This is a genomic window from Cryptosporangium arvum DSM 44712, from assembly GCF_000585375.1.
Lineage (GTDB): Bacteria > Actinomycetota > Actinomycetes > Mycobacteriales > Cryptosporangiaceae > Cryptosporangium > Cryptosporangium arvum.
This window is the reverse complement of sequence record NZ_KK073874.1, coordinates 923069-942276: the sequence shown is the minus strand read 5'-3', so window position 1 is coordinate 942276 and position 19208 is coordinate 923069. Positions and strand designations below refer to the sequence as shown.

At 70.4% G+C, this 19208-nt stretch carries 21 protein-coding genes; 10 read left to right on the top strand and 11 right to left on the bottom strand.

Annotation, left to right across the window (positions count from 1 at the left end; translation table 11 throughout):
- Positions 1-32 precede the first annotated feature (32 nt).
- The gene (locus CRYAR_RS04320) at positions 33-887 is read right to left on the bottom strand and encodes an SDR family NAD(P)-dependent oxidoreductase (RefSeq protein ID WP_035848616.1); all 855 of its coding nucleotides are present in this window, start codon (positions 885-887) and stop codon (positions 33-35) included.
- Positions 888-945: 58 nt separating this feature from the next.
- Between CRYAR_RS04320 and CRYAR_RS04315 the strand changes: the two genes are divergently transcribed.
- Positions 946-1587, top strand: coding sequence for a TetR/AcrR family transcriptional regulator (locus CRYAR_RS04315; RefSeq protein WP_211247258.1), 642 nt, complete (start codon positions 946-948; stop codon positions 1585-1587).
- Positions 1588-1863: 276 nt separating this feature from the next.
- On the opposite strand, the gene CRYAR_RS04310 is transcribed toward CRYAR_RS04315, so the two are convergent.
- The 3 genes from CRYAR_RS04310 to sigK are packed head-to-tail and all read right to left on the bottom strand — an operon-like array spanning position 1864 to position 3746.
- Positions 1864-2412: a rhomboid family intramembrane serine protease gene (locus tag CRYAR_RS04310; protein WP_051569723.1), complete on the bottom strand. Its 549-nt coding sequence runs from the start codon at positions 2410-2412 to the stop codon at positions 1864-1866.
- A gap of 18 nt (positions 2413-2430) precedes the next feature.
- Positions 2431-3153 carry an anti-sigma factor gene (locus CRYAR_RS04305; RefSeq protein ID WP_035848615.1) on the bottom strand — a complete coding sequence of 241 codons (723 nt, stop codon included), beginning with the start codon at positions 3151-3153 and terminating at the stop codon, positions 2431-2433.
- Positions 3150-3746 carry an ECF RNA polymerase sigma factor SigK gene (gene sigK / locus CRYAR_RS04300; protein ID WP_084700051.1) on the bottom strand — a complete coding sequence of 199 codons (597 nt, stop codon included), beginning with the start codon at positions 3744-3746 and terminating at the stop codon, positions 3150-3152. The genes CRYAR_RS04305 and sigK overlap by 4 nt, the downstream gene beginning before the upstream one ends.
- A 157-nt stretch (positions 3747-3903) precedes the next feature.
- Here sigK and CRYAR_RS42660 point away from each other — a divergent pair, with 157 nt between their 5' ends.
- From CRYAR_RS42660 to CRYAR_RS04285, 3 genes are all read left to right on the top strand, one after another.
- A complete protein-coding gene (locus CRYAR_RS42660; protein ID WP_051569722.1) occupies positions 3904-4890 on the top strand; it encodes an AraC family transcriptional regulator in 987 nt (328 codons plus the stop codon).
- Between the two features lie 70 nt (positions 4891-4960).
- The gene (locus tag CRYAR_RS04290; protein WP_035848612.1) at positions 4961-5800 is read left to right on the top strand and encodes a helix-turn-helix transcriptional regulator; all 840 of its coding nucleotides are present in this window, start codon (positions 4961-4963) and stop codon (positions 5798-5800) included.
- Positions 5801-5833: 33 nt separating this feature from the next.
- The gene (locus tag CRYAR_RS04285) at positions 5834-6589 is read left to right on the top strand and encodes an SDR family NAD(P)-dependent oxidoreductase (RefSeq protein ID WP_035848611.1); all 756 of its coding nucleotides are present in this window, start codon (positions 5834-5836) and stop codon (positions 6587-6589) included.
- 50 nt (positions 6590-6639) lie between these two features.
- Here the strand turns inward: CRYAR_RS04285 and CRYAR_RS04280 are convergent, their stop codons facing one another.
- Positions 6640-7479 carry a glucose 1-dehydrogenase gene (locus CRYAR_RS04280; RefSeq protein ID WP_035848610.1) on the bottom strand — a complete coding sequence of 280 codons (840 nt, stop codon included), beginning with the start codon at positions 7477-7479 and terminating at the stop codon, positions 6640-6642.
- Positions 7480-7552: 73 nt separating this feature from the next.
- Here CRYAR_RS04280 and CRYAR_RS04275 point away from each other — a divergent pair, with 73 nt between their 5' ends.
- Both CRYAR_RS04275 and CRYAR_RS04270 read left to right on the top strand, forming a co-directional pair.
- Positions 7553-7999 carry a MarR family winged helix-turn-helix transcriptional regulator gene (locus tag CRYAR_RS04275; protein ID WP_035860544.1) on the top strand — a complete coding sequence of 149 codons (447 nt, stop codon included), beginning with the start codon at positions 7553-7555 and terminating at the stop codon, positions 7997-7999.
- The gene (locus CRYAR_RS04270) at positions 7996-8562 is read left to right on the top strand and encodes a hypothetical protein (RefSeq protein WP_035848608.1); all 567 of its coding nucleotides are present in this window, start codon (positions 7996-7998) and stop codon (positions 8560-8562) included. Before CRYAR_RS04275 ends, CRYAR_RS04270 begins: the two co-directional genes overlap by 4 nt.
- A 19-nt stretch (positions 8563-8581) precedes the next feature.
- Here CRYAR_RS04270 and CRYAR_RS04265 read toward each other — a convergent pair whose 3' ends face one another.
- The 3 genes from CRYAR_RS04265 to CRYAR_RS04255 are packed head-to-tail and all read right to left on the bottom strand — an operon-like array spanning position 8582 to position 12555.
- Positions 8582-9550 (bottom strand): ABC transporter substrate-binding protein, encoded by a 969-nt coding sequence (locus tag CRYAR_RS04265; RefSeq protein ID WP_035848607.1) that lies wholly within the window; start codon positions 9548-9550, stop codon positions 8582-8584.
- 12 nt (positions 9551-9562) lie between these two features.
- Entirely contained in the window at positions 9563-11545 is a 1983-nt protein-coding gene (locus tag CRYAR_RS04260; protein ID WP_051569720.1) for an ABC transporter permease, read from the bottom strand.
- Positions 11542-12555: a quaternary amine ABC transporter ATP-binding protein gene (locus tag CRYAR_RS04255; RefSeq protein ID WP_211247926.1), complete on the bottom strand. Its 1014-nt coding sequence runs from the start codon at positions 12553-12555 to the stop codon at positions 11542-11544. Before CRYAR_RS04255 ends, CRYAR_RS04260 begins: the two co-directional genes overlap by 4 nt.
- A 410-nt stretch (positions 12556-12965) precedes the next feature.
- Between CRYAR_RS04255 and CRYAR_RS04250 the strand changes: the two genes are divergently transcribed.
- The 3 genes from CRYAR_RS04250 to CRYAR_RS04240 all read left to right on the top strand — a co-directional run bounded on the left by CRYAR_RS04250 (position 12966) and on the right by CRYAR_RS04240 (position 15421).
- The gene (locus CRYAR_RS04250; RefSeq protein ID WP_051569719.1) at positions 12966-13691 is read left to right on the top strand and encodes a CAP domain-containing protein; all 726 of its coding nucleotides are present in this window, start codon (positions 12966-12968) and stop codon (positions 13689-13691) included.
- Positions 13692-13777: 86 nt separating this feature from the next.
- Complete coding sequence (locus CRYAR_RS04245) at positions 13778-14572, top strand: PrsW family intramembrane metalloprotease (RefSeq protein ID WP_063725862.1); 795 nt, start codon at positions 13778-13780, stop codon at positions 14570-14572.
- 48 nt (positions 14573-14620) lie between these two features.
- Entirely contained in the window at positions 14621-15421 is an 801-nt protein-coding gene (locus CRYAR_RS04240; protein ID WP_035848602.1) for an SDR family NAD(P)-dependent oxidoreductase, read from the top strand.
- 49 nt (positions 15422-15470) lie between these two features.
- On the opposite strand, the gene CRYAR_RS04235 is transcribed toward CRYAR_RS04240, so the two are convergent.
- Positions 15471-16655: a zinc-dependent alcohol dehydrogenase gene (locus CRYAR_RS04235; RefSeq protein WP_035848601.1), complete on the bottom strand. Its 1185-nt coding sequence runs from the start codon at positions 16653-16655 to the stop codon at positions 15471-15473.
- A gap of 119 nt (positions 16656-16774) precedes the next feature.
- Here CRYAR_RS04235 and CRYAR_RS50090 point away from each other — a divergent pair, with 119 nt between their 5' ends.
- The gene (locus tag CRYAR_RS50090) at positions 16775-18283 is read left to right on the top strand and encodes a GGDEF domain-containing protein (RefSeq protein ID WP_157017337.1); all 1509 of its coding nucleotides are present in this window, start codon (positions 16775-16777) and stop codon (positions 18281-18283) included.
- Here CRYAR_RS50090 and CRYAR_RS51205 read toward each other — a convergent pair.
- A complete protein-coding gene (locus CRYAR_RS51205) occupies positions 18280-18537 on the bottom strand; it encodes a hypothetical protein (protein WP_035848600.1) in 258 nt (85 codons plus the stop codon). The genes CRYAR_RS50090 and CRYAR_RS51205 overlap by 4 nt on opposite strands.
- A gap of 244 nt (positions 18538-18781) precedes the next feature.
- Positions 18782-19192, bottom strand: coding sequence for a VOC family protein (locus CRYAR_RS04220; RefSeq protein ID WP_035848599.1), 411 nt, complete (start codon positions 19190-19192; stop codon positions 18782-18784).
- Positions 19193-19208: the final 16 nt, after the last annotated feature.

The following is a 19208-nucleotide window of genomic DNA, read 5'->3' as shown; positions in this document are numbered from 1 at the left end:
ATCTCCGTCGGAATGGGCCCGGAAAGCGGTGGTCACGCCAGTTTCTCGTCGGGGTGAGGGGCCGGGTAGGGCTCGGTGAAGTCGGCGCTGCGGCCCACGGCGGCCCAGGCCGCCCCCTCGTCCAGCTGGCGCTCGGAGTAGGCGCGGGCCATCTCCACCGCGTTGACCCCGAGGGGCAGGTGCGAGGGCGGGTTCTCGCGGCTCGCCGCACGCACGATGATCTCGGCCGCCCGGTCGGGGTCACCGGCCGCGCCGGCGTCGTTGGCGCGGACCCGGCGCTGCATGACGCCGATCGTGGCGTCGTACTCGGCCGGGATGTCGTGGATCGTCATCGACGCACCGGCCCAGTCGGTGGCGAACCCGCTGGGCTCCACCACCATCACACGCACCCCGAACGGTGCGGTCTCGGCGGCCAGCACCCGGCTGAACCCGTCGACCGCGAACTTCGCGGCCTGGTAGGACGCGATCCCCGGCGAGCCGCCGACGCGCCCGCCGATCGAGGAGAACTGCACGATCGTGCCGCCGCCCTGGGCTCGGAGCTGCGGGATCGCCGCTCGCGACACGTGGTAGACGCCCCAGAAGTTGGTCTCGAACTGCGCGCGGAAGTCGGCCTCGTCGCCGGTTTCGATCGGGGCGACGTTCGCGTAGCCAGCGTTGTTGACCACGACGTCGATGCGGCCGAAGCGCTCCACGCCCGCGGCGAGTGCGGCGTGGACGGCCTGGGGGTCGGTGACGTCGAGCGCGACCGGGAGGACCTGGTCGCCGAACTCGGACAGGGTCTCGGGCCGGCGCGCGGTGGCGACGACCTGGTGTCCGGCGTCGAGAGCGGCGCGGACGAGTGAGCGGCCGAAGCCGCGGGACGAACCGGTGATGAACCAAACGGACATGCTCTTAGTAAAACGCGGTTTCGTTAATACCGCAACAGTGTTGCGATATGCTGGGGACGTGCAGCGGGCGCGGTCGGTGGAAGCGAAGCAGCAACGGGAGCAGGCGATCCTGGAGGCCGCCCGCCGGCTGGGCCTCGAGCGGGGCATCAGGCAGATCACGCTGACTGATATCGCCAACGCGGTCGGCATGCACAAGTCGGCGCTGTTGCGATACTTCGAGACGCGGGAACAGATATATCTATTGCTCACCGCGGAGGGCTGGCGGGAGTGGGGGCCGGATCTCCTCACCCGGCTCGCGCCCTGGACGCCCGGCGGGGCGTCCCCGGAGCGGATCGCCGAGGAGATCGCGGAGTCGCTGGTCAGCCGGCCGATGTTCTGCGATCTGCTCGCGCAGGCGCCGCTGAACCTGGAGCGCAACGTGTCGCTCGAGTCGGTGCGCGAGTTCAAGCTCGTGACGCTGGAGCAGGTCGAGGCGATCGTCGCCGAGTTCCGGCGTCTGCGGCCGGGCCTGACCGAGGAGCAGGGCGTCGATCTGATCGCGACGGCGACCTCGCTGGCGGGCGCGCTCTGGCAGATGGCCACGCCCGGCCCGGAGATCGAGGCGCTCTATCGCAGCGATCCGCGCCTCGGCCACGCGATCGTCGAGGTCGGCCCACGCCTCACCCGAGTACTCACGGCGTTCCTGCGCGGCACCGCCTGACGCTCACCCCGCGACCAGGTACGCGCTACCGCGCCACCCCGCAGTGACGAGGTGCGCACCACCCGCGACCGCTACGCGCCACCGCGACCGCCACGCGCCACCGCGCCACCGCGCCACCCGCGACCGCCACGTGCTACGAGGTGCCGCCCGCGCCCCAACCAGCTGCCCGGTGCCGCGCCGCTGCCGCTCGAGCCGTGTACGCGCCACCTCGCTGCCGCTCGCGCCGTGACGCGCTACCGCCCGCCCCATGACGCGCTACCGCCCGCCCCATGCGGGCTACTGCTCTCGGAGGGACTGCGCCGGTGGCAGCGGGTAGCGCCAGGCGAGGACTCCGCCGAGTACCGTGCCGGCCAGCAGCGGGGCGCCGTGGTTGTCGCCGGTCGCGGCGAGGAACGCTCCGAGGACCGGCACGACGCCCGCACCGACCCGCGCCGGCAGCGGAAGCTTCGCGGCCCCGCTGAGGAGCCAGGCCGCCCACCCCCCGAGCAGACCCGCGACCGCCACCGACGACCCGGCGCTGTAGTACTCGAGCGCATAGCTGTAGATCTCGCCGACCACTCCCCCGGTGAGGTACAGCGCGAGCCACGCGCGCCGGCCGAAGACGCGCTCGGCGATCGATCCGAACACCACCAACCCGATGCCGTTGGTGATGATCTGCCCCCAGCCCTCCGGGTTCACCAGGATCGGCGTCACCAGGCGCCAGTACTGCCCGTCGAAGAACGCCGGGTCGCGGGCCAGCGCGTCGGAGAACGCGGGCACCGCGTACCCCAGCGCGGTGGTCACCGCCGTGACCGCGAGCACCACCCAGGTGAGCCAGGTCTTCATGTCCCCGGGGATATCACGCTAGGACATCGCCACGGACGCGTACGGGAACGTGGGCTGCTGGGCACCGCCCTCGTTCTCGACGCTCACCGCCAGCTTGTCGCCCGGCGCCAGATCCTCGACCACGCGGGATCCGCCGCGGGCGTCCGGCGGCAGCACCGAGAGGTTGCGGGGAACCTCGCCGGAGATCCGCCAGAGCTGGTACGTCTTGCCGCTCGGCACGTCACCGAGCCCGCCGAACGTCAGCACGGCCGCCTCCTGCGAGGCCGAGTACACCGCGGTGAAGCGACCCGATGGAACGTCGGACGAGACCCGCAGCGTCGCGTCGGGCGCGGCGAGCACGGCCCGCACCCGGGCGCTCTCCTGCTGCGCCGCCACCACCCGGGCACGCTCGTCACCGACCCGCGTCTCCTGCACCCACCACGTCGTCCCGACCGCGCCGGCCAGCACCGCGACCGCCGCGGCCACCGCGGCCAGCCGTCGCCCGCGCGGCGGTCGCAGGCCGGCGACGCGCGACGGGGTCTGCCGGGTGGCTCGCGCCGCGGCCAGCACGCGGTTGCGTAGCTCGGGCGGCGGCGCCGCCTCCGAGGCCCCGCCGAGCCGCGCGGCGGCCTCGGCGAACTCCGCCACTTCGACCGCGCAGGTGGGGCACGTCCGCAGGTGGCGCTCGACGGCGGCCCGCTCGATGTCGTCGAGCGCGTCCAGGGCGTAGGCGCCGTTCAGCAACTCCGGGTGTTCGTTCATCGGCCTACTCCGAGGCAGTCGCGCAACCGGATCAGGCCGTCCCGCATCCGGGTCTTCACAGTGGGTAGCGCGAGGTCGAGCGTCGCCGCCACCTCGCGGTAGGTCTGGCCGCCGTAGTACGCCAGCGTGATCGCTTCACGCTGGACGTCGGTCAGGCCTCGCAGACATCGCCGCACCTGCTGGTGCTCGAGCCGCCCGGCGACCTCGTCGGCCACCGCGTCGTACGCCGGCGCCTCCGGCACCGCCACCCGCTTCTCGCGGTCGGTCGCGGCCTGCGCCGCGCGTACCCGGTCCACCGCGCGCCGGTGCGCCAACGTGAGGATCCATCCCGACGCCGTGCCGCGGGCCGGATCGAAGCGGGCGGCCGTGCGCCAGACCTCGACGAGCACCTCCTGGGCGACCTCCTCGGCCTGGGAGGGGTCCCGGACCACACGCAGGATCACGCCGTAGACGCGCGGCGACACCTCGTCGTAGAGGCCCGCGAACGCGTCGTCGTCGCCTCGGCCGACCCGGGTGAGCAACGTGCCCAACACGTCGGTGTCGTCACTGTCGGGCGGCGGTGCCGTAGCGCGAGCGCGCCTCCAGCGGTCCATACGTGCCCTCCTGTGTCGACGGGGTCCGCTGGTCATTCGGAGCCGGTCAGCCCGTGGATTGGTGGCGCCTCGAACCGTCGCTACCACACGCTACGGGGTTGATTCCGACGCTCGAGAGGTTCAGCCTCAGTTCGCGGCGGGTGAGGGGGATTCACGCATGGGCACTTCGGTGAACGTCGAACGGGACACGTTCGACTCCCGGGACATGGCAGAGGTCCAGGAGCTGATCAGCCGTCGGTACGTGGAGCACGAGCCGCGGATCTCCGGCGACGCGCGCGCCTTCCGCTTCACGTCGCGGTCGGTGCGGGCCGGGGCACTCACGCTGGACCGGGCCAAGTACCAGGCGAACATCGTGATCAACGCCGACCCGTTCGACACCACGCTCGTCCTGCGGGTCCGCGAGGGGCGCTTCGACATCTCGTCCGGGCGCGCGCGGGTGGTGGCCGGCCCCGGTGAGTGCGTGCTGTACCCGCGCCACGTCCCGCTGGACTTCGTCATGGACGAGGTGGCGTACGAGGTGATCCAGATGCCCGGGGAGCTGACGACGCGGGCGGCGGCCCGGCTCGGCGTCGACCCGGCGGAGTTCCGCTTCGAGGGCATGACGCCGGTCTCGGCCGCCATGACCAGGCACTGGCGGGCGACGACCGCCTACATCACGGGCGTGTTCAACGGCTCCGAGCCGCTCGAGGTGCATCCACTGCTGCTCTCCGCGGTGATGGAGGCGGCCACCACCGCGGTGCTGGCCGCGTTCCCGAACACGACGATGAGGATCGACTACGTGCCCGGGTCGGGCTGGTCGGGTCCCTCGGTGGTGCGGCGGGCGGTCGAGTTCATCGAGGAGCACGCCGCGGAGCCGGTGACGCTCGAGTCGATCGCGGCGGCGGTCGGCGTCAGCACCCGCTCGCTGCAGGCCGCGTTCGCCCGGCACCTGGACACCACGCCGCTCGGCCAGCTGTACCGGGTCCGCCTGAACCGCGTGCGTGAGGAGCTGCAGAACGCGCAGCCCGGAGACGGTTCCACGGTCGCCGACGCCGCTCGGCGCTGGGGCTTCGCCGACCGCAGCCGGTTCGCCGCGGCCTATCACGCCGCGTTCGGCGAGCTCCCCAGCCAGACCCTCAGACAGGGACGAACGATCCCTGGATGAACGTGTCCTACCTGTCGGCCGCGGAACGGGTGATGCTTGGTCCCGTCGGCAGGCGACGAGGGGAGGAACGATGGCGGACCGGGCGCAGTTGGCGGATTTCCTCCGCTCGCGGCGGGAGGCTCTGCAGCCGGAGGACGTCGGGCTTCCCCGTGGGCCGCGCCGGCGTACCGGCGGGCTCCGTCGCGAGGAGGTCGCCGCGCTCTGCGGCATGTCGGCCGACTACTACAGCCGGATCGAGCAGCAACGGGGCCCGAACCCGTCCGAGCAGATGCTGGCCGCGATCGCCCGCGGGCTGCACCTGACGCTGAACGAGCGGGACCACCTGTTCCGGATCGCCGGCCACACGGCGCCGCAGCGGGCGATCCGCACCGATCACGTCAACCCCGGCATCATGCGGATCCTCGACCGGCTCGACGACACTCCCGCCCTGGTGATGACCCGCCTGGGCGAGACGCTGCGCCAGACGAGGATGGCGAAGGCCCTGCTCGGTGACCAGCTGAAGTTCACCGGCATGGCCAGGGCCACGGTCTACCGCTGGTACACCGACCCGCGGTCGCGGGTGATCTACCCGGAGGACGACCACCCGATCCACGGCCGGGCGTTCACCGCGAAGCTGCGCGACGCCTACCTGGCCGAGGGCAGCGGGTCACGGTCGGCAGCGCTCGTGGACGCGCTGCTGGCCGAGAGCCCCGAGTTCGCCGCCGTCTGGGCCGAGCACGACATCAGCGCCGGTCACCCCGAGTTCAAGCGCATCAACCACCCCGAGCTCGGCATCCTCGAAGTGCAGTGCCAAACCCTCCTCGACCCGGACCAGTCGCAGAGCCTGCTGGTCTTCACCGCGACGCCCGGCACCGAGAGCTACGAGAAGTTGCAGCTCCTCTCGGTCATCGGTGACCGCGTCGACGTCTGAACCCCGTAATCCGCACACTCCCTGGAGACACCCATGTCCAAAATCGCCGTGATCACCGGAGCCAACCGTGGGCTCGGCCGGAACACCGCGCTCCGCCTCGCCGAGGACGGCGTCGACGTGATCCTCACGTACCGGTCGAACGCCGACGAGGCCCAAGAGGTCGTCGACGAGCTGACGAAGCTCGGCCGCACGGCCGTGGCGTTCCGCCTCGACGTCGGCGATCTCGCCGCGCACGAGGCGTTCGTGGACGAGGTCCGCGGCGCGCTGGCCGACCGTTGGGGCCGGGACACGTTCGACTACCTCGTGAACAACGCCGGCACCGGTGTCTACGCGTCGATCGCCGACACGACCGTCGAGCAGTTCGACTCGCTGCTCGGCGTGCACCTGCGCGGCCCGTTCTTCCTCACCCAGCGGCTGATCCCGCTGCTGGCCGACGGTGGCCGGGTCCTCAACCTGTCCACCGGCCTGGCCCGGTTCACCAGCCCCGGCTACGCGGCGTACGCGGCGATGAAGGGTGCGGTCGAGGTGTTCACCCGGTACCTGGCCCAGGAGCTGGGACCGCGTGGCATCACCGTGAACACGCTGGCTCCCGGCGTGATCGCGACCGACTTCGCCGGTGGCGCCGTGCGTGACAACCCCGGGCTCCAGGAGATGCTGTCGCAGCGGATCGCGCTGGGCCGCGTCGGCCGGCCGGAGGACATCGGCACCGTGGCCGCCTCACTGCTGAGCGACCGCAGCGGCTGGATCACCGGTCAGCGGATCGAGGCGTCCGGGGGGCAGGACCTCTAGGCCGTGTCCTCGACGGTCACCGGCAGGTCCGGCCGACTCCGCGATTCGGCTCAGAGGATCGGGCGGCCGCCGGTGACCGCGACGCGAGCGCCGGAGATGTAGCTGCCCTCGTCCGACGCGAGCAGCACGTAGACCGGCGCCAGCTCCACCGGCTGACCGGCCCGGCCGAGCGGCGTGTTCTCGCCGAACTTCGCCACCTTCTCCGGCGGCATCGTGGCCGGGATCAGTGGCGTCCAGATCGGTCCGGGAGCGACGCTGTTGACCCGGATCCCCTTCTCGCCGAGCATCTGCGCCAGGCTCGCGCAGAAGTTCGCGATCGCCGCTTTTGTCGCCGCGTACGGCGCCAGCGTCGGGTTGGGCATGTCGGAGTTCACCGACGAGCTGCCGATGATCGACGATCCCGGCCCCATGTGCGGCACCGAGGCCTTGGCCAGGTGGAAGAACGCCGACAGGTTGGTCGCGAGCGTGTAGTCCCACTCGTCGTCGGGGATCTCGTCCAGCGACTCGTGCGTCATCTGGAACGCGGCGTTGTTGACCAGGACGTCCAGCCGGCCGAACTCCTCCACGGCGCGGGCGACGAGGTCGCGGCAGTGCTGGGCCTGCGACACGTCACCGGCGACGAGCACGGCCTTGCGACCGGCGTCCTCGACGTACTTCGCGGTGTCCTTGGCGTCCTCGTGCTCGCTCAGATACGAGATGAGGACGTCGGCTCCTTCTCGGGCGTAGGCGATCGCGACGGCGCGGCCGATGCCGCTGTCGCCGCCGGTGATGATCGCGGCCTTGCCGGCGAGGCGACCCGTGCCCTGGTAGCTGCTCTCGCCGCAGTCCGGGCGCGGCGTCATCTCCGACTGGGTACCGGGAACGTCCTGTTGCTGCGCGGGCTGATTCATTTCGCTCGGCTTCCCGGCGAATCGGCCGATAAACCGTCTGTGAACCTACGTAATAATGAAGTACATTCACTATGTGCCACCTTCAGTGAATGCCCTCGACCTGGTCCTGGAACTCACCGTCCTGCTCGGTGAGGACATGACGCAGAGCCTGGCGCGCGACCATCTCACCGAGCCGCGCGCGCATCTGCTGTGGGTGCTCGGCGCGCAGGGTCCGAGCACCCAGAAGAGCCTGGCCGACGCGTTGAACGTGAGCGCACGCAACATCACCGGGCTGGTCGACGGGCTGGAGCAGACCGGGTACGTGACGCGCGAACCGCACCCGGACGACCGGCGCGCGACGCTCGTCTCGATGACCGAGCCGGGCGCGGCCATCGTGAGCGCCTTCCGGTCCGGCCAGACCGAGCTCGCCGAGCAGCTCTTCGGGCCGATGACGCCCGGCGAGCTCGATCAGTTCGTCACCAGCCTCACCGGCGTGGTGGAGCGGCTGCGTGCCGCGATTGCCGAGGGGAGACCAGCATGATTCGCCGAGCCGTCCTGTTCGAGCTGCGCATCTACCGCAACCTGGCGCGGTGGGTGGCGCGCAGGCCCGACGTCCGCGGCGGGGAGCCGTTCGGGTACGCCCAGCTGGTCACGCCGGTGCTGTGCCTGTGGATCTTCGGCTCGGCCGTCGAGACCGTCGTCGTGCACTTCATCCTGCCGTGGGAGGGCATCCGGCTGGTCGCCGACATCGTCGGCATCTGGGGTCTGCTCTGGATGCTCGGCCTCCTGGCCGGGATGCGCACCTACCCGCACCTGGTGACGCCCCAGGGGCTCCGGGTCCGCCACGGCGGAAACTTCGATCTGAAGCTCCCCTGGGAAATCATCGCGAGCGTCACCACGCAGCGCACGAACCTCGAGTCGTCGATCAGGACGCTGCGGCTGATCGACGACGAGCTGTTCGTGGCCGTGAACAACGAGGTGAACGTCCGCGTCGTGCTGACCGAACCGATCATCGTCAAGGATCGCGAGGTCACCGCGGTCAGCTTCCTCGCCGACGACCCGAAAGCCCTGGTCGCCCGAGCGAAGGCCCCGGCGACCCCGTAAGGGCCGCCGGGGGTGGCGCCTACGTACCCTGCAGCCAGGCGTCGACCTTGTCCTGGTGGGCCTCGACCCACTTCTTGGCCGCGTCCTCGGCCGGGAGCTTGTCGACCGCGATCGCCTTCGCGACCTCGTTCTGGTCCTCGGCCGTCCACGTGAAGTTCTTCACCAGCGTGTACGCCGGGCTGCCGGAGTCGGCGAACTTCTTGCTGACGATCTTGTTCAGGTCGTACTCGGGGTAGTCACACGCGACCTTCTTGGCGTCGGCGTCACATCCCGACTTGTACTCGGGCAGCTTCACGTTCACGGCCGGCACCTCGTTGAGGAACCACTGCGGCGTGTAGAAGTACATGATCAGCCACTTCTTCTGCTGCTCGGCCTGGCGCATCGCGGTGATCAGCGCGGTCTCCGACCCGGAGTAGACCACCTTGAAGTTCAGCTTCAGGTTCTGCACCAGGGCCGCGTCGTTCGTGACGTACGACGGGTCGCCGGCGAGGAACTGGCCCTTGCCGCCCGACTCCGACGTCTTGAACTCGGCCGCGTACTTGTTCAGGTTCTTCCAGTCCAGGACGTCCGGGTGCTCCTTGGCCAGCCACGGCGGCACGAACCAGCCGATCTTGCCCGGCACGCCGGTCGAGCCGGCGTCCACCGCGACCTTGTCGTCGGTGATGTACTTCTTCACCAGGTCGTCGTGGCCCCAGTTCTCGATGATCACGTCGACGACGCCGGTGGAGAAGCCCTGCCAGGCGACCTGCTCGAGGATGTTCTTCTTGACCACCTTGCAGCCGAGCTGCTTCTCCGCGACGTACGCGACGACCGCCGCGTTCGACTCGTAGCCGACCCACGGGTTGATCGCCAGGTTCACCGTTCCGCACTTGCCCTTGCTGCCGGCGTCGCTGCCGCCGGACTCCTCGCCGACCTTCGCACCGCCGCACGCCGACGCGACAAGCAGCAGAGCGGCCAGTGGGGCAACGAGTCTGAGCTTCGAAAACATGCTGCTCCCTAGCTAGGGGGTTCGGGTCCGAGGGGAGATCGGAGCGGGGAGGCGTTCGCTGGCCGCCGCCCGGGTGATGCGGTCGAGCAGGACACCGAGCAGGACGATCGCGACGCCGGCCGCCAGGCCCTTGCCGAACAGGCTGATCTGCACGAACCCGGCGACGACGTCGTATCCGAGCGCACCGGCACCCACCAGGCCACCGACGACGACCATCGCGAGCACGTAGATCAGGCCCTGGTTGACCGCGAGCGTGATGCCACGCCGGGCCATCGGCACCTGGACCTTCGTGATGATCTGCCACGGGCTCGAACCGACGGCGGTGGCCGCTTCCACGGTCGTCGGCGAGACTCCGCGGATCGCGTCGGCGATGATCTTGATGCAGACCGGGGCCGCGTAGACGACCGCCGCGACGATAGCGGTGAACCGGCTGGCCTCGAACAACGCCAGGAACGGCACCAGGTAGACGAACGCGGGCATCGTCTGGGCCGCGTCCAGCACCGGCCGGATGATCGCGTCGGCCCGATCGCTACGCCCCATCCAGATGCCGACGGCCAGACCGAGCGCCGTGGTCACCACGGTGGCCACCAGCGTCGCGGCGAGCGTCACCATCGCGTCGAACCAGACGCCGGTGCCGATGATCAGCACCAGCAGCACCAGCGACAGCACCGCCGTCCGCCAGGTGCCGAGCACGTAGGCGAACGCGGTGATCGCCGCGATCACCAACCACCACGGTGACCCCGAGAGCAGCGCCTCGAGCGGGTTGAGCACGGCCGCGGTGAAACCGTCCTTGAGGCCACCGGTGAAACCGGCCAGGTGCAGCTGACACCAGTCGCTCACCGACGTCGCCGCACGGATGATCGGCGAGCCGATGTTCGGGCTGTCCGGGAACTCGGCCGCCCAGACGTAGGTGTAGGAGAGGTAGACGCCGATCAGCGCGGCCACCCCACCGCCGAGGGCGCCGTAGCGCCGGGCCTTCGACGGGCCGGCCTCCCGCTCCACCCGCACGCTCGCGGCCGTCGTCACCCGGTCCAGCACGATCGCCAGCACGACGATCGACAGGCCGGCGTTGAACGCGGTGCCGACGTCGAGCGTCTGCAGCGCACGGACGACGACCTGGCCCAGGCCGGGCGCGTCGATGAGCGCCGCGATCGTGACCATCGAGAGCGCGGCCATGATCGTCTGGTTGATGCCGACGACGATGCTCGGCTTGGCCATCGGCAGCAGCACTTTGCGCAGCAGCTGTCCGCGCGTGGAGCCGAGCGACTCCCCCGCCTCGACGCTGTCGGTGGGCACCTCGCGGATGCCGTGCGCGGTCAGCCGGATCACCGGTGGCACCGCGTAGATCAGCGTGGCGATCGTCGCGGCCGCCGGTCCGATCAGGAACAGCAGCGTGAGCGGCGCGAGGTAGACGAACGTCGGCATCGTCTGCATCAGGTCGAGCACCGGCGTGACGACGTTGTTGAAGCGGTTGGAGACGCCGGCCCAGATGCCGAGCGGGATGCCGATCAGCAACGAGAGCAGCACCGCGGTGATCGTCAGCGCGAGCGTGTCCATGCTCTCCTGCCACAGGCCCTGCGCGCCGACGAACAGCAGGCCGGCCAGCGTCAGGAGCGAGACCCGCCAGTTGCCGAACGCCCACGCGGCCCACGTCGCCAGCGCGACGACGCCGAGCCAGCCGACGTAGGGCAGCGGCCGGTCGCCGACCGGCTGGGAGATCAGGTGCTGCAGGAACACGACGATCTGGTCGATGCCGACCTTGATCTCGTTGAAGAAGTACAGGAAAAGCGGGTTGGAGTTCCGGTTCGCCCCGACCGAGCCGTTCAGGTCGTTGAGCGACTGGTGGAAGCCGTTGATGTCGGCCGGGGCCAACGCAAGGGTCTGTTTCCCGTGGAACGCCGCGTACCCGACCAGCCAGACGGCCAGGATGCCGACGATGCTCCAGCCGCGGTTCGGCCTGCCCAGTGCTTTTGTGCGGGGCAGCGCGATGCTCACGACTCCGCCACCACGCCGAGCACCTCCGCGTCGCCGACGACCCCGAGCAACTCGCCGCTCTCGACGACTCTCACCGGGGCGGTGGCTTCGAGCACGGCCCGCACCGCGTCCTTGACCAGCACGTCGGGGTCCAGCTCGGGGCCGTCGAGCACCTCGTCGGCCGCGGGTGGCCGCATGATCCAGCGCAGCGTCAGCACGTTGGCCTTCGGTACTTCCTGGACGAAGTCGCGCACGTAGTCGTCGGCGGGCGCGCCCACCAGCTCCGCGCCGGTACCGACCTGAACCTGGCGGCCGTCGCGCATGATCAGGATCCGGTCGCCGAGCTTGAGCGCCTCGGACAGGTCGTGGGTGATGAAGACCATCGTCTTGCCGACCTCGCGGTGCAGCCGGATGACCTCGTTCTGCATGTCCCGGCGGATCAGTGGGTCGAGCGCGGAGAACGGCTCGTCGAACAGCAGCACGCCCGGGTCGCCGGCGAGCGCGCGGGCCAGGCCGACCCGCTGCTGCATGCCGCCGGAGAGCTGACGCGGCAGCGAGTTCTCGAAGCCCTTCAACCCGACGAGCTCGATGACCTCGTGGGCCCGGGCCAGCCGGTCGGTCTTCTTCTCGCCGCGGATCTCCAGCCCGTAGGCCACGTTGTCGATCACCCGGCGGTGCGGCAACAGCCCGAAGTGCTGGAACACCATCGAGACCTGGTGCCGGCGCAGCTCGCGCAGCGCCTTCTCGTCGGCCTCGCGGATGTTCCGGCCCTGGATCAGGACCTCACCGGCGGTCGGTTCGATCAGCCGCGTGAGGCACCGCACCAGCGTCGACTTGCCGGAGCCCGACAGTCCCATCACGACGAAGACCTGGCCGGGCTCGACGTCGAAGCTCAGGTCGCAGACCGCGGCGAGGCAGCCGGTCTTCTCCTTGAGCTCGGTGCGGGGCAGTGCGGCCAGCTCGGGGTCGGTGGGCACCCGGTCGGCCTTCGGCCCGAACACCTTCCAGAGGTTCCGGACGCTGATGTCCACGTCCGCGCTGGGAAGGTCGTCCGCCCGCTCCGGTGTGCCTGATCGTGCCGTGGTTGCCGTCACTGTTAAGGCTCCTCACGCGGGCGCCAGAGTTGCGCATCATGCAATGAAGCGCAGTGAGTGCAACACAGAGTCTTGCGCGCGACCCGGAGTGTCAACCCTCTGCCGGAGAATTAACGACCCGGGTACTTTCCTGCGACGAGCGTGACGAATTGGTGGACGCCGTCCTCGTCCACGCCCCCGGGCAGAGGTCGCTGCCGACGCCGCCGAGGTCGCGCGAATTAGATCGGCCGCAAACTCGCCTTAAGCGCGACTGAATGACGTTCACGGTTCGCCTGTGACAGGTGAGGCTGAATACCGTGCACAGACGTCGCCGCTCGCCGAACCGTGCCCGTCTCGTAATCGGTGGGGTGGCCGTCGTCGCCGCGCTCGCCACCGGAGGCATCGCGGTCGTCGGCCTCACCGGCGAGGACTCCGGGGACGCCAGCGCGGCGATCCAGACCGCCGAGACGCTCGTGCCGCAGGCGACGGACTACCCCGCGGTCGACGAGTCGGCGCAGCCGTCGGAGTCGGCGAGCCCGAGCGCGTCGGCCGCGCGGCCACGCTTAGCCGGCGGGCCTCCCCGGGCCGCGACCGGCACGACCGCCGGCCCGAAACCGGGCAGCGCGAGCCCGAGCCCACGCCGCTCGACGAAGGCGCCCGGAGCGAGCACCGGTTCGCCCGAGCTCGCGGTGCTGGCCCGGATCAACGAGGCCCGCGCCGAGGAGGGCCTGGGCGCGCTGACCATGGACACCAAACTGGTCGCCGCCGCCCACGAACACAACCTGCAGATGGCCGACGGGTGCGGGCTCTCGCACCAGTGCGACGGCGAGTCCGGCATCGGCGACCGGATCAGCGCGCAGGGCGTCTCGTGGTCCTCGGTCGCGGAGAACGTCGGCACCGGCGGACCGGTCGACGACAACGCCAGCGGCCAGACCCAGATGGCGGTCGGCCTGACCGACAGCATGCTGGCCGAGGTTCCCCCGGACGACGGCCACCGCAAGAACATCCTGAACCCGGACCTGACCCGGATCGGCGTCGACGTGATCCGGGACGAAAACGGCACGGTGTGGCTGACGCACGATTTTTCCGGCTGACTGCTGTCTGGTGCGCTACACATTGACGTGAATCCCCACGCCCCGGGGAAGGTTGCTGACAACAACCAAGCGAGGGGATGGACGTCATGAGGTTCGCGCGTCGCTGGTCCTGGGTGGCCGTGCTGGTCATCGGGCTGGCCCTGTTCTACGCCGTGCGCCGGGCCACGCTCGACACCGGGAACCCGAATCTGATCCCCTCGCTGATCCTCCTCGGCGCCGCGGTGGTGCCGATGACGTTCGTCGCGTTCCTCGCCGGACGCCGGATCGAGTACGGCGTCAGCGGCGGCACGCTCGCGCTCACCGCACTCGTCGGCGGCGTCATCGGCGTCGTGACCGCCGGCGTGCTGGAGTACGACACGCTGCACGACCTCGGGGTGCTGCCGATGGTCGCGGTCGGGCTGATCGAGGAGAGCGCGAAGCTGATCGCGCCGCTCGTCCTGGTCTTCGTGCTCAAGCCCCGCAAGCCGGCCGACGGTCTGCTGATCGGGGTGGCCTCCGGCGCCGGGTTCGCGACGCTGGAGACGATGGGCTACGCGTTCGTCACGCTGATCCAGTCGAAGGGCGACATCGGCGCGGTCGACGACGTGCTCTTCCTGCGCGGGGTGCTGAGCCCGGCCGCGCACATGGCCTGGACCGGTCTGACCGCGGCCGCGCTCTGGTACGCCGCCGAGAGCCACTGGCACGCGTCCGCGGTGATGCGGTTCGTCGGCGTGTTCGCCGTCGCGGTCGCTCTGCACACGGCGTGGGACTCGCTCGGGAACACCATCGCCTACGCGATCCTCGCGGCCGTGAGCCTCGGCCTGCTGGGCGTGACCACTCATCGGCTGACGGCCCGGCACCGGGTGCCGTCCGGCCACGGCCCCTCACTCGCGCAGGCATAGACCGCCGACCTCCGGGCACGCCTGGAAAACACCGGAGGAGGTTCCCAGATGACTAACAAGCCGTTCGCCGTGGTTACCGGCGCGTCCAGTGGCATCGGGTACGAACTGGCCAGGCAGTTCGCCGCCCACGGCTTCGACCTGCTGATCACCGCCGAGGACGAGGACGTGAACGCCGCCGCGATCGATCTGCGGCGCGACGCCGGCCACCGCGTCGACGTCGTCCAGATCGACCTGGCGTCCACCAGCGGCGTCGAACACCTCCATCAGGCGATCGTGGCGGCCGGCCGCCCGGTGGACGCGATCGCGCTGAACGCCGGGCGCGGTGCCGGCGGTGACTTCGTCCGGGACACCGATCTCCGCGACGAGATGGAGATCATCGACGTCAACGTCCGCTCGACGGTTCACCTGGCCAAACGCGTCCTACCGGCCATGGTGGAACGGGGCGAGGGCAAGGTGCTGTTCACCTCGTCGATCGCGTCGACGATGCCGGGCACCTACCAGGCCGTGTACAACGCGTCGAAGTCGTTCGTGCAGTCGTTCGCCGAGGCACTGCAGGCCGAACTCCGGGGCACCGGGGTCACGGTGACCTCGCTGATGCCCGGCCCCACCGAGACGGGGTTCTTCGAGCGCGCCGACATGCTCGACACCAAGGTCGGCGCGAGCGACAGCAAGGACGACCCGGCCGACGTCGCGAAGCAGGGGTTCGAGGCGCTGATGAAGGGCGAGTCGCGCGTCGTCGCGGCGAGCCTCACCACGAAGGCGCAGGAGGCCGCGGCGAAGTTCCTGCCCGACCGGGCGAAAGCGGAGATGCACCGGCGGATGGCCGAACCGGGGTCGGCCGAGAACTGAGACGGAAATCGGCCGGGTCGCGAGCGGCGACCCGGCCGATTCGTGTCTCCTACGGCTTGAGCACGACCTTGATGCAGCCGTCCTTCTTGTCCTTGAACATGTCGTAGGCCTCCGGGGCCTGCTCCAGCCCGAGGGAGTGCGTCCGCAGGTCCTCGGTGCCGAGCGGGTCGTCGGCGCCGGTCAGCGCGGGCATGATCTCGTCGACCCAGCGCTTGACGTGGGCCTGGCCCATCCGCAGGGTCACGCCCTTGTCGAACAGGTCCATCATCGGGAACGGGTCGGCCTGGCCGCCGTAGACCCCGATGATCGACACGGTCCCGGCGCGGCGCACGCTCGCGAACGCCGTCCGCAGCGCCCCCATCCGGTCGACGCCCATCTTGTCGATCGCCGGCTTCGACAGCGCGTCCGGAAGCAGCCCGGCGGCACGCTGCGCGAACTCCTGGAACGGCGTCCCGTGCGCCTCCATGCCCACCGCCTCGACGACGCCGTCCGCGCCGCGCCCGTCGGTGAGGTCGGCGATCGCCGCCGGGATGTCGTCGACCTCACGCTCGTCGAGCACCGTGATGCCGTGCCGACGAGCCATCTCCAGCCGCTCGGGCACGTTGTCGACCGCGATGACCTGGTTCGCCCCGAGGTACTTGGCGATCCGGGCCGACATCTGGCCGATCGGGCCGAGACCGATCACCGCGACCGTGTCGCCGGGGTTCGTGTCGGCGTAGCGGACCGCCTGCCAGGACGTGGTGAGGACGTCGGACAGGTAGAGGAACCGCTCGTCCGGGTGTTCGGACTCGACCTTGATCGGGCCGAACTGGGCCTGCGGGACACGCAGGTACTCGGCCTGCGCCCCCGGCACCTGTCCGTAGAGCTTGGTGTAGCCGAACAGCGACGCACCTTTGCCCTGCTCGACGTTCTGGGTGGTCTCGCACTGGGCGTAGAAGCCGCGGCTGCACATCCAACAGTGCCCGCACGAGATGTTGAACGGGACCACGACGCGGTCGCCGGGCCGGATGTGGGTGACTTCGGGGCCGACCTCCTCGACGATGCCCATCGGCTCGTGGCCGAGGATGTCGCCCGGGTCGAGGAACATTCCGAGGACGTCGTAGAGGTGCAGGTCGGAGCCGCAGATCGCGGTCGACGTCATCCGGACGATCGCGTCTGTCGGCTGCTGGATGGTCGGGTCGGGGACCGTCTCGACGGAAACCTTCTGGGTACCTTGCCACGTCAGAGCACGCATCGTCGCGTGATGCCCCGGTTGCCCGCACCTATGCGTCAGGACGGCGGCGCAGAACACGAAGCTGACCGAGCTCCGTGCCGATCTGACCGAACAGAGGTCCGGTGCGGGAGGGTCGCGGCGTGCAGCGTTCTGCATTCTTCAGGGCGGCGTGCACGGATCGTGGGCTGCTCGCCCTGGTGGGTGGACTCCTGCTGGCCTCCTCCTGGCTGATCTTCGGCAACACGCCCGAACCTCACCGCACCACGCTGTTCTGGGCCGTCCAGGCCCCCGGTGATCTGATGTTCTTCCTGAGCGCGCTGGCCGTGACGCGCAACGCACGCGACGATCGGCGGGCGTACCGGTTCTGGCGGCTGCTGACGTTCGCCGGTGGCGTGTTCGTGACCGCGGACGTCCTGCGCACGGCCGAGGGCGTGGTCGGGCTGGAGACGACCGAGTCCGGACCGGTACAGCTGGCCTGCCTGGCGATCGGACAGACCGCGATCTTCGCCGCGTTGATCGGCTATCCGATGCTGATCGGCTCCGGGGCGGCTCGGCAGCGGTTCCTGCTGGACGCCTCGATCGTGCTGGCCGGGGTCGGGGCGATGGTCTGGTTCCTGCTCGCTGACCCGCGGGCCGCGAACACGACCGGCGGCGGCGTCATCGGCGGTCTGGTGATCGGTGTCGGCGTTCTCGCGGTCGGGTTCTTCGCGGTGAAGCTGGTGCTGAGCGGCCACAGCCCGGTCGCATTGCCGGCCGCGGCGACGATGATCGCGTCGGCGATCGTGCTGGTCGGACAGATCGTGGTGCTCCCGATCTACGCCGGGCCGCTCGATCCCGGTGTCGCGCTCGCCGTCCAGTTGCTCCCCACAGCGCTGATCGCCGCCGGACCTCGGCTCGAGCTGCTCCGGTTCCGGGTGGATCCCGAGCACTTCCGCCTGCGGACCCGGCGCCGCCCCTACAGCGTGCTCCCGTACGGGGTCGTCGGCGGGGTGCAGTTGCTGCTGTTCGGCGCGTTCGTGATCGACGACGAGCTGACGCTGCGCTGCTGGGGCATGCTCGTCGCGATGTGCCTGGTCACCGGCCTGGTCGTCGTCCGCCAGCTGTTGTCGTTCGGGGAGAACTCACGGCTGATCGGGCAGCTGGACCACGCGAACCTCCAGCTGCGCCACCAGGCCGACCACGACGTGCTCACGCAACTGGCGAACCGGCGGCTGTTCACCGAGCGCCTGGACGCGACGGCCGACCTCGGCGAGGACGCGGTCGCGCTCCTCGCGATCGACCTCGACGGCTTCAAGCCGATCAACGACCGCTACGGCCACCACGTCGGCGACGCGGTGCTGATCGCCGTGGCCGAGCGGATCCGCCGCTGCGTGCGCCCGACCGACACCGCCGCGCGGCTCGGCGGCGACGAGTTCGCGGTGCTGATGCCCGGGGCTACGCGCGAATCGGCGGCCCAGCTGGTCGCCCGGATCGAGCGGGTGCTGTCCGAGCCGATCGGGATCGGCGAGCTCCGGTTGGGCATCGGGGCGAGCATCGGGGTGACGGTCGGCAGCGCGGAGGATCCGGAAACCTTGCTCCGCGCCGCCGATGCGGCGATGTACGCGGTGAAGCACCGTCGGCAGCCGGAAAATCTGATGCAACAGCGTTAGCGCGCGGTGTACAACCACTGCTTCCGGCTCACCGGCTCGTGGAGCGTCGCCGAGGACGCGGTCTCGGTGACGTTCCTGACCGCGTGGCGCCGGCGGGACGAGGCCTTGATCGCCGAGGTCACCACCGCCCGGGGTGCGCCCCGGAGGCGGTGGCTCGCGCCCGCCGCCGCGGCGGTGGCCGTGGGCGCGCTCCGTGGTGGTGACGAGGAGCGGGTCGCGCCGGCGACGTCGGCGTCCCCGTCGCCCGTCCCCACCCGGTCGGTGGAGCGGCCGACCGGGGAGCGGGAGTCGATCGTCCCGGGCTGCCTCGCCTCCTACGGGCTCGGCGGCCCCCCGGAGCAGCAGGACCTGGCCAAGAGCGCGAAGCTCCTCAACCTGCTCGGCACCCCCTCCGACGGGCTCGCGCTGTCCGGCGGCCGGATCACGAAGGACGCTGCGTGCCTACGACGCGGACGGGGAGATGCTGCCGGACCCCGGCTTCCCGAAGTGCCGGTGGCCCTAGGCCTGCTGGTTGATCCGCACCATGTTGCCCGCCGGGTCGCGGAACGCGCAGTCGCGGACCCCGTACGGCTGGTCCATCGGCTCCTGGATGACCTCGGCGCCGCTCTTGACCACCTGGTCGAACGTGGCGGCGAGGTCGTCGCTGGAGAGCACGATGCTCGCGTAGCTTCCCTTGGCCATGAGCTCGGCGATCGTGCGGCGCTCGTCGTCGGTGATGCCGGGGTCGGCGGCCGGCGGGTGCAGCACTATCGACGTCTGCGGCTGGTTGGGCGGGCCGACCGTGATCCAGCGCATGTCGCCGTAGCCGACGTCGAGCCGAACCTCGAACCCGAGGGCGTCCCGGTAGAACTCGAGCGACTTCTCGGGGTTGTCGGCCGGCAGGAACGTGTTCGCGATCGTGATGTTCATGCCGATGACGGTAAGT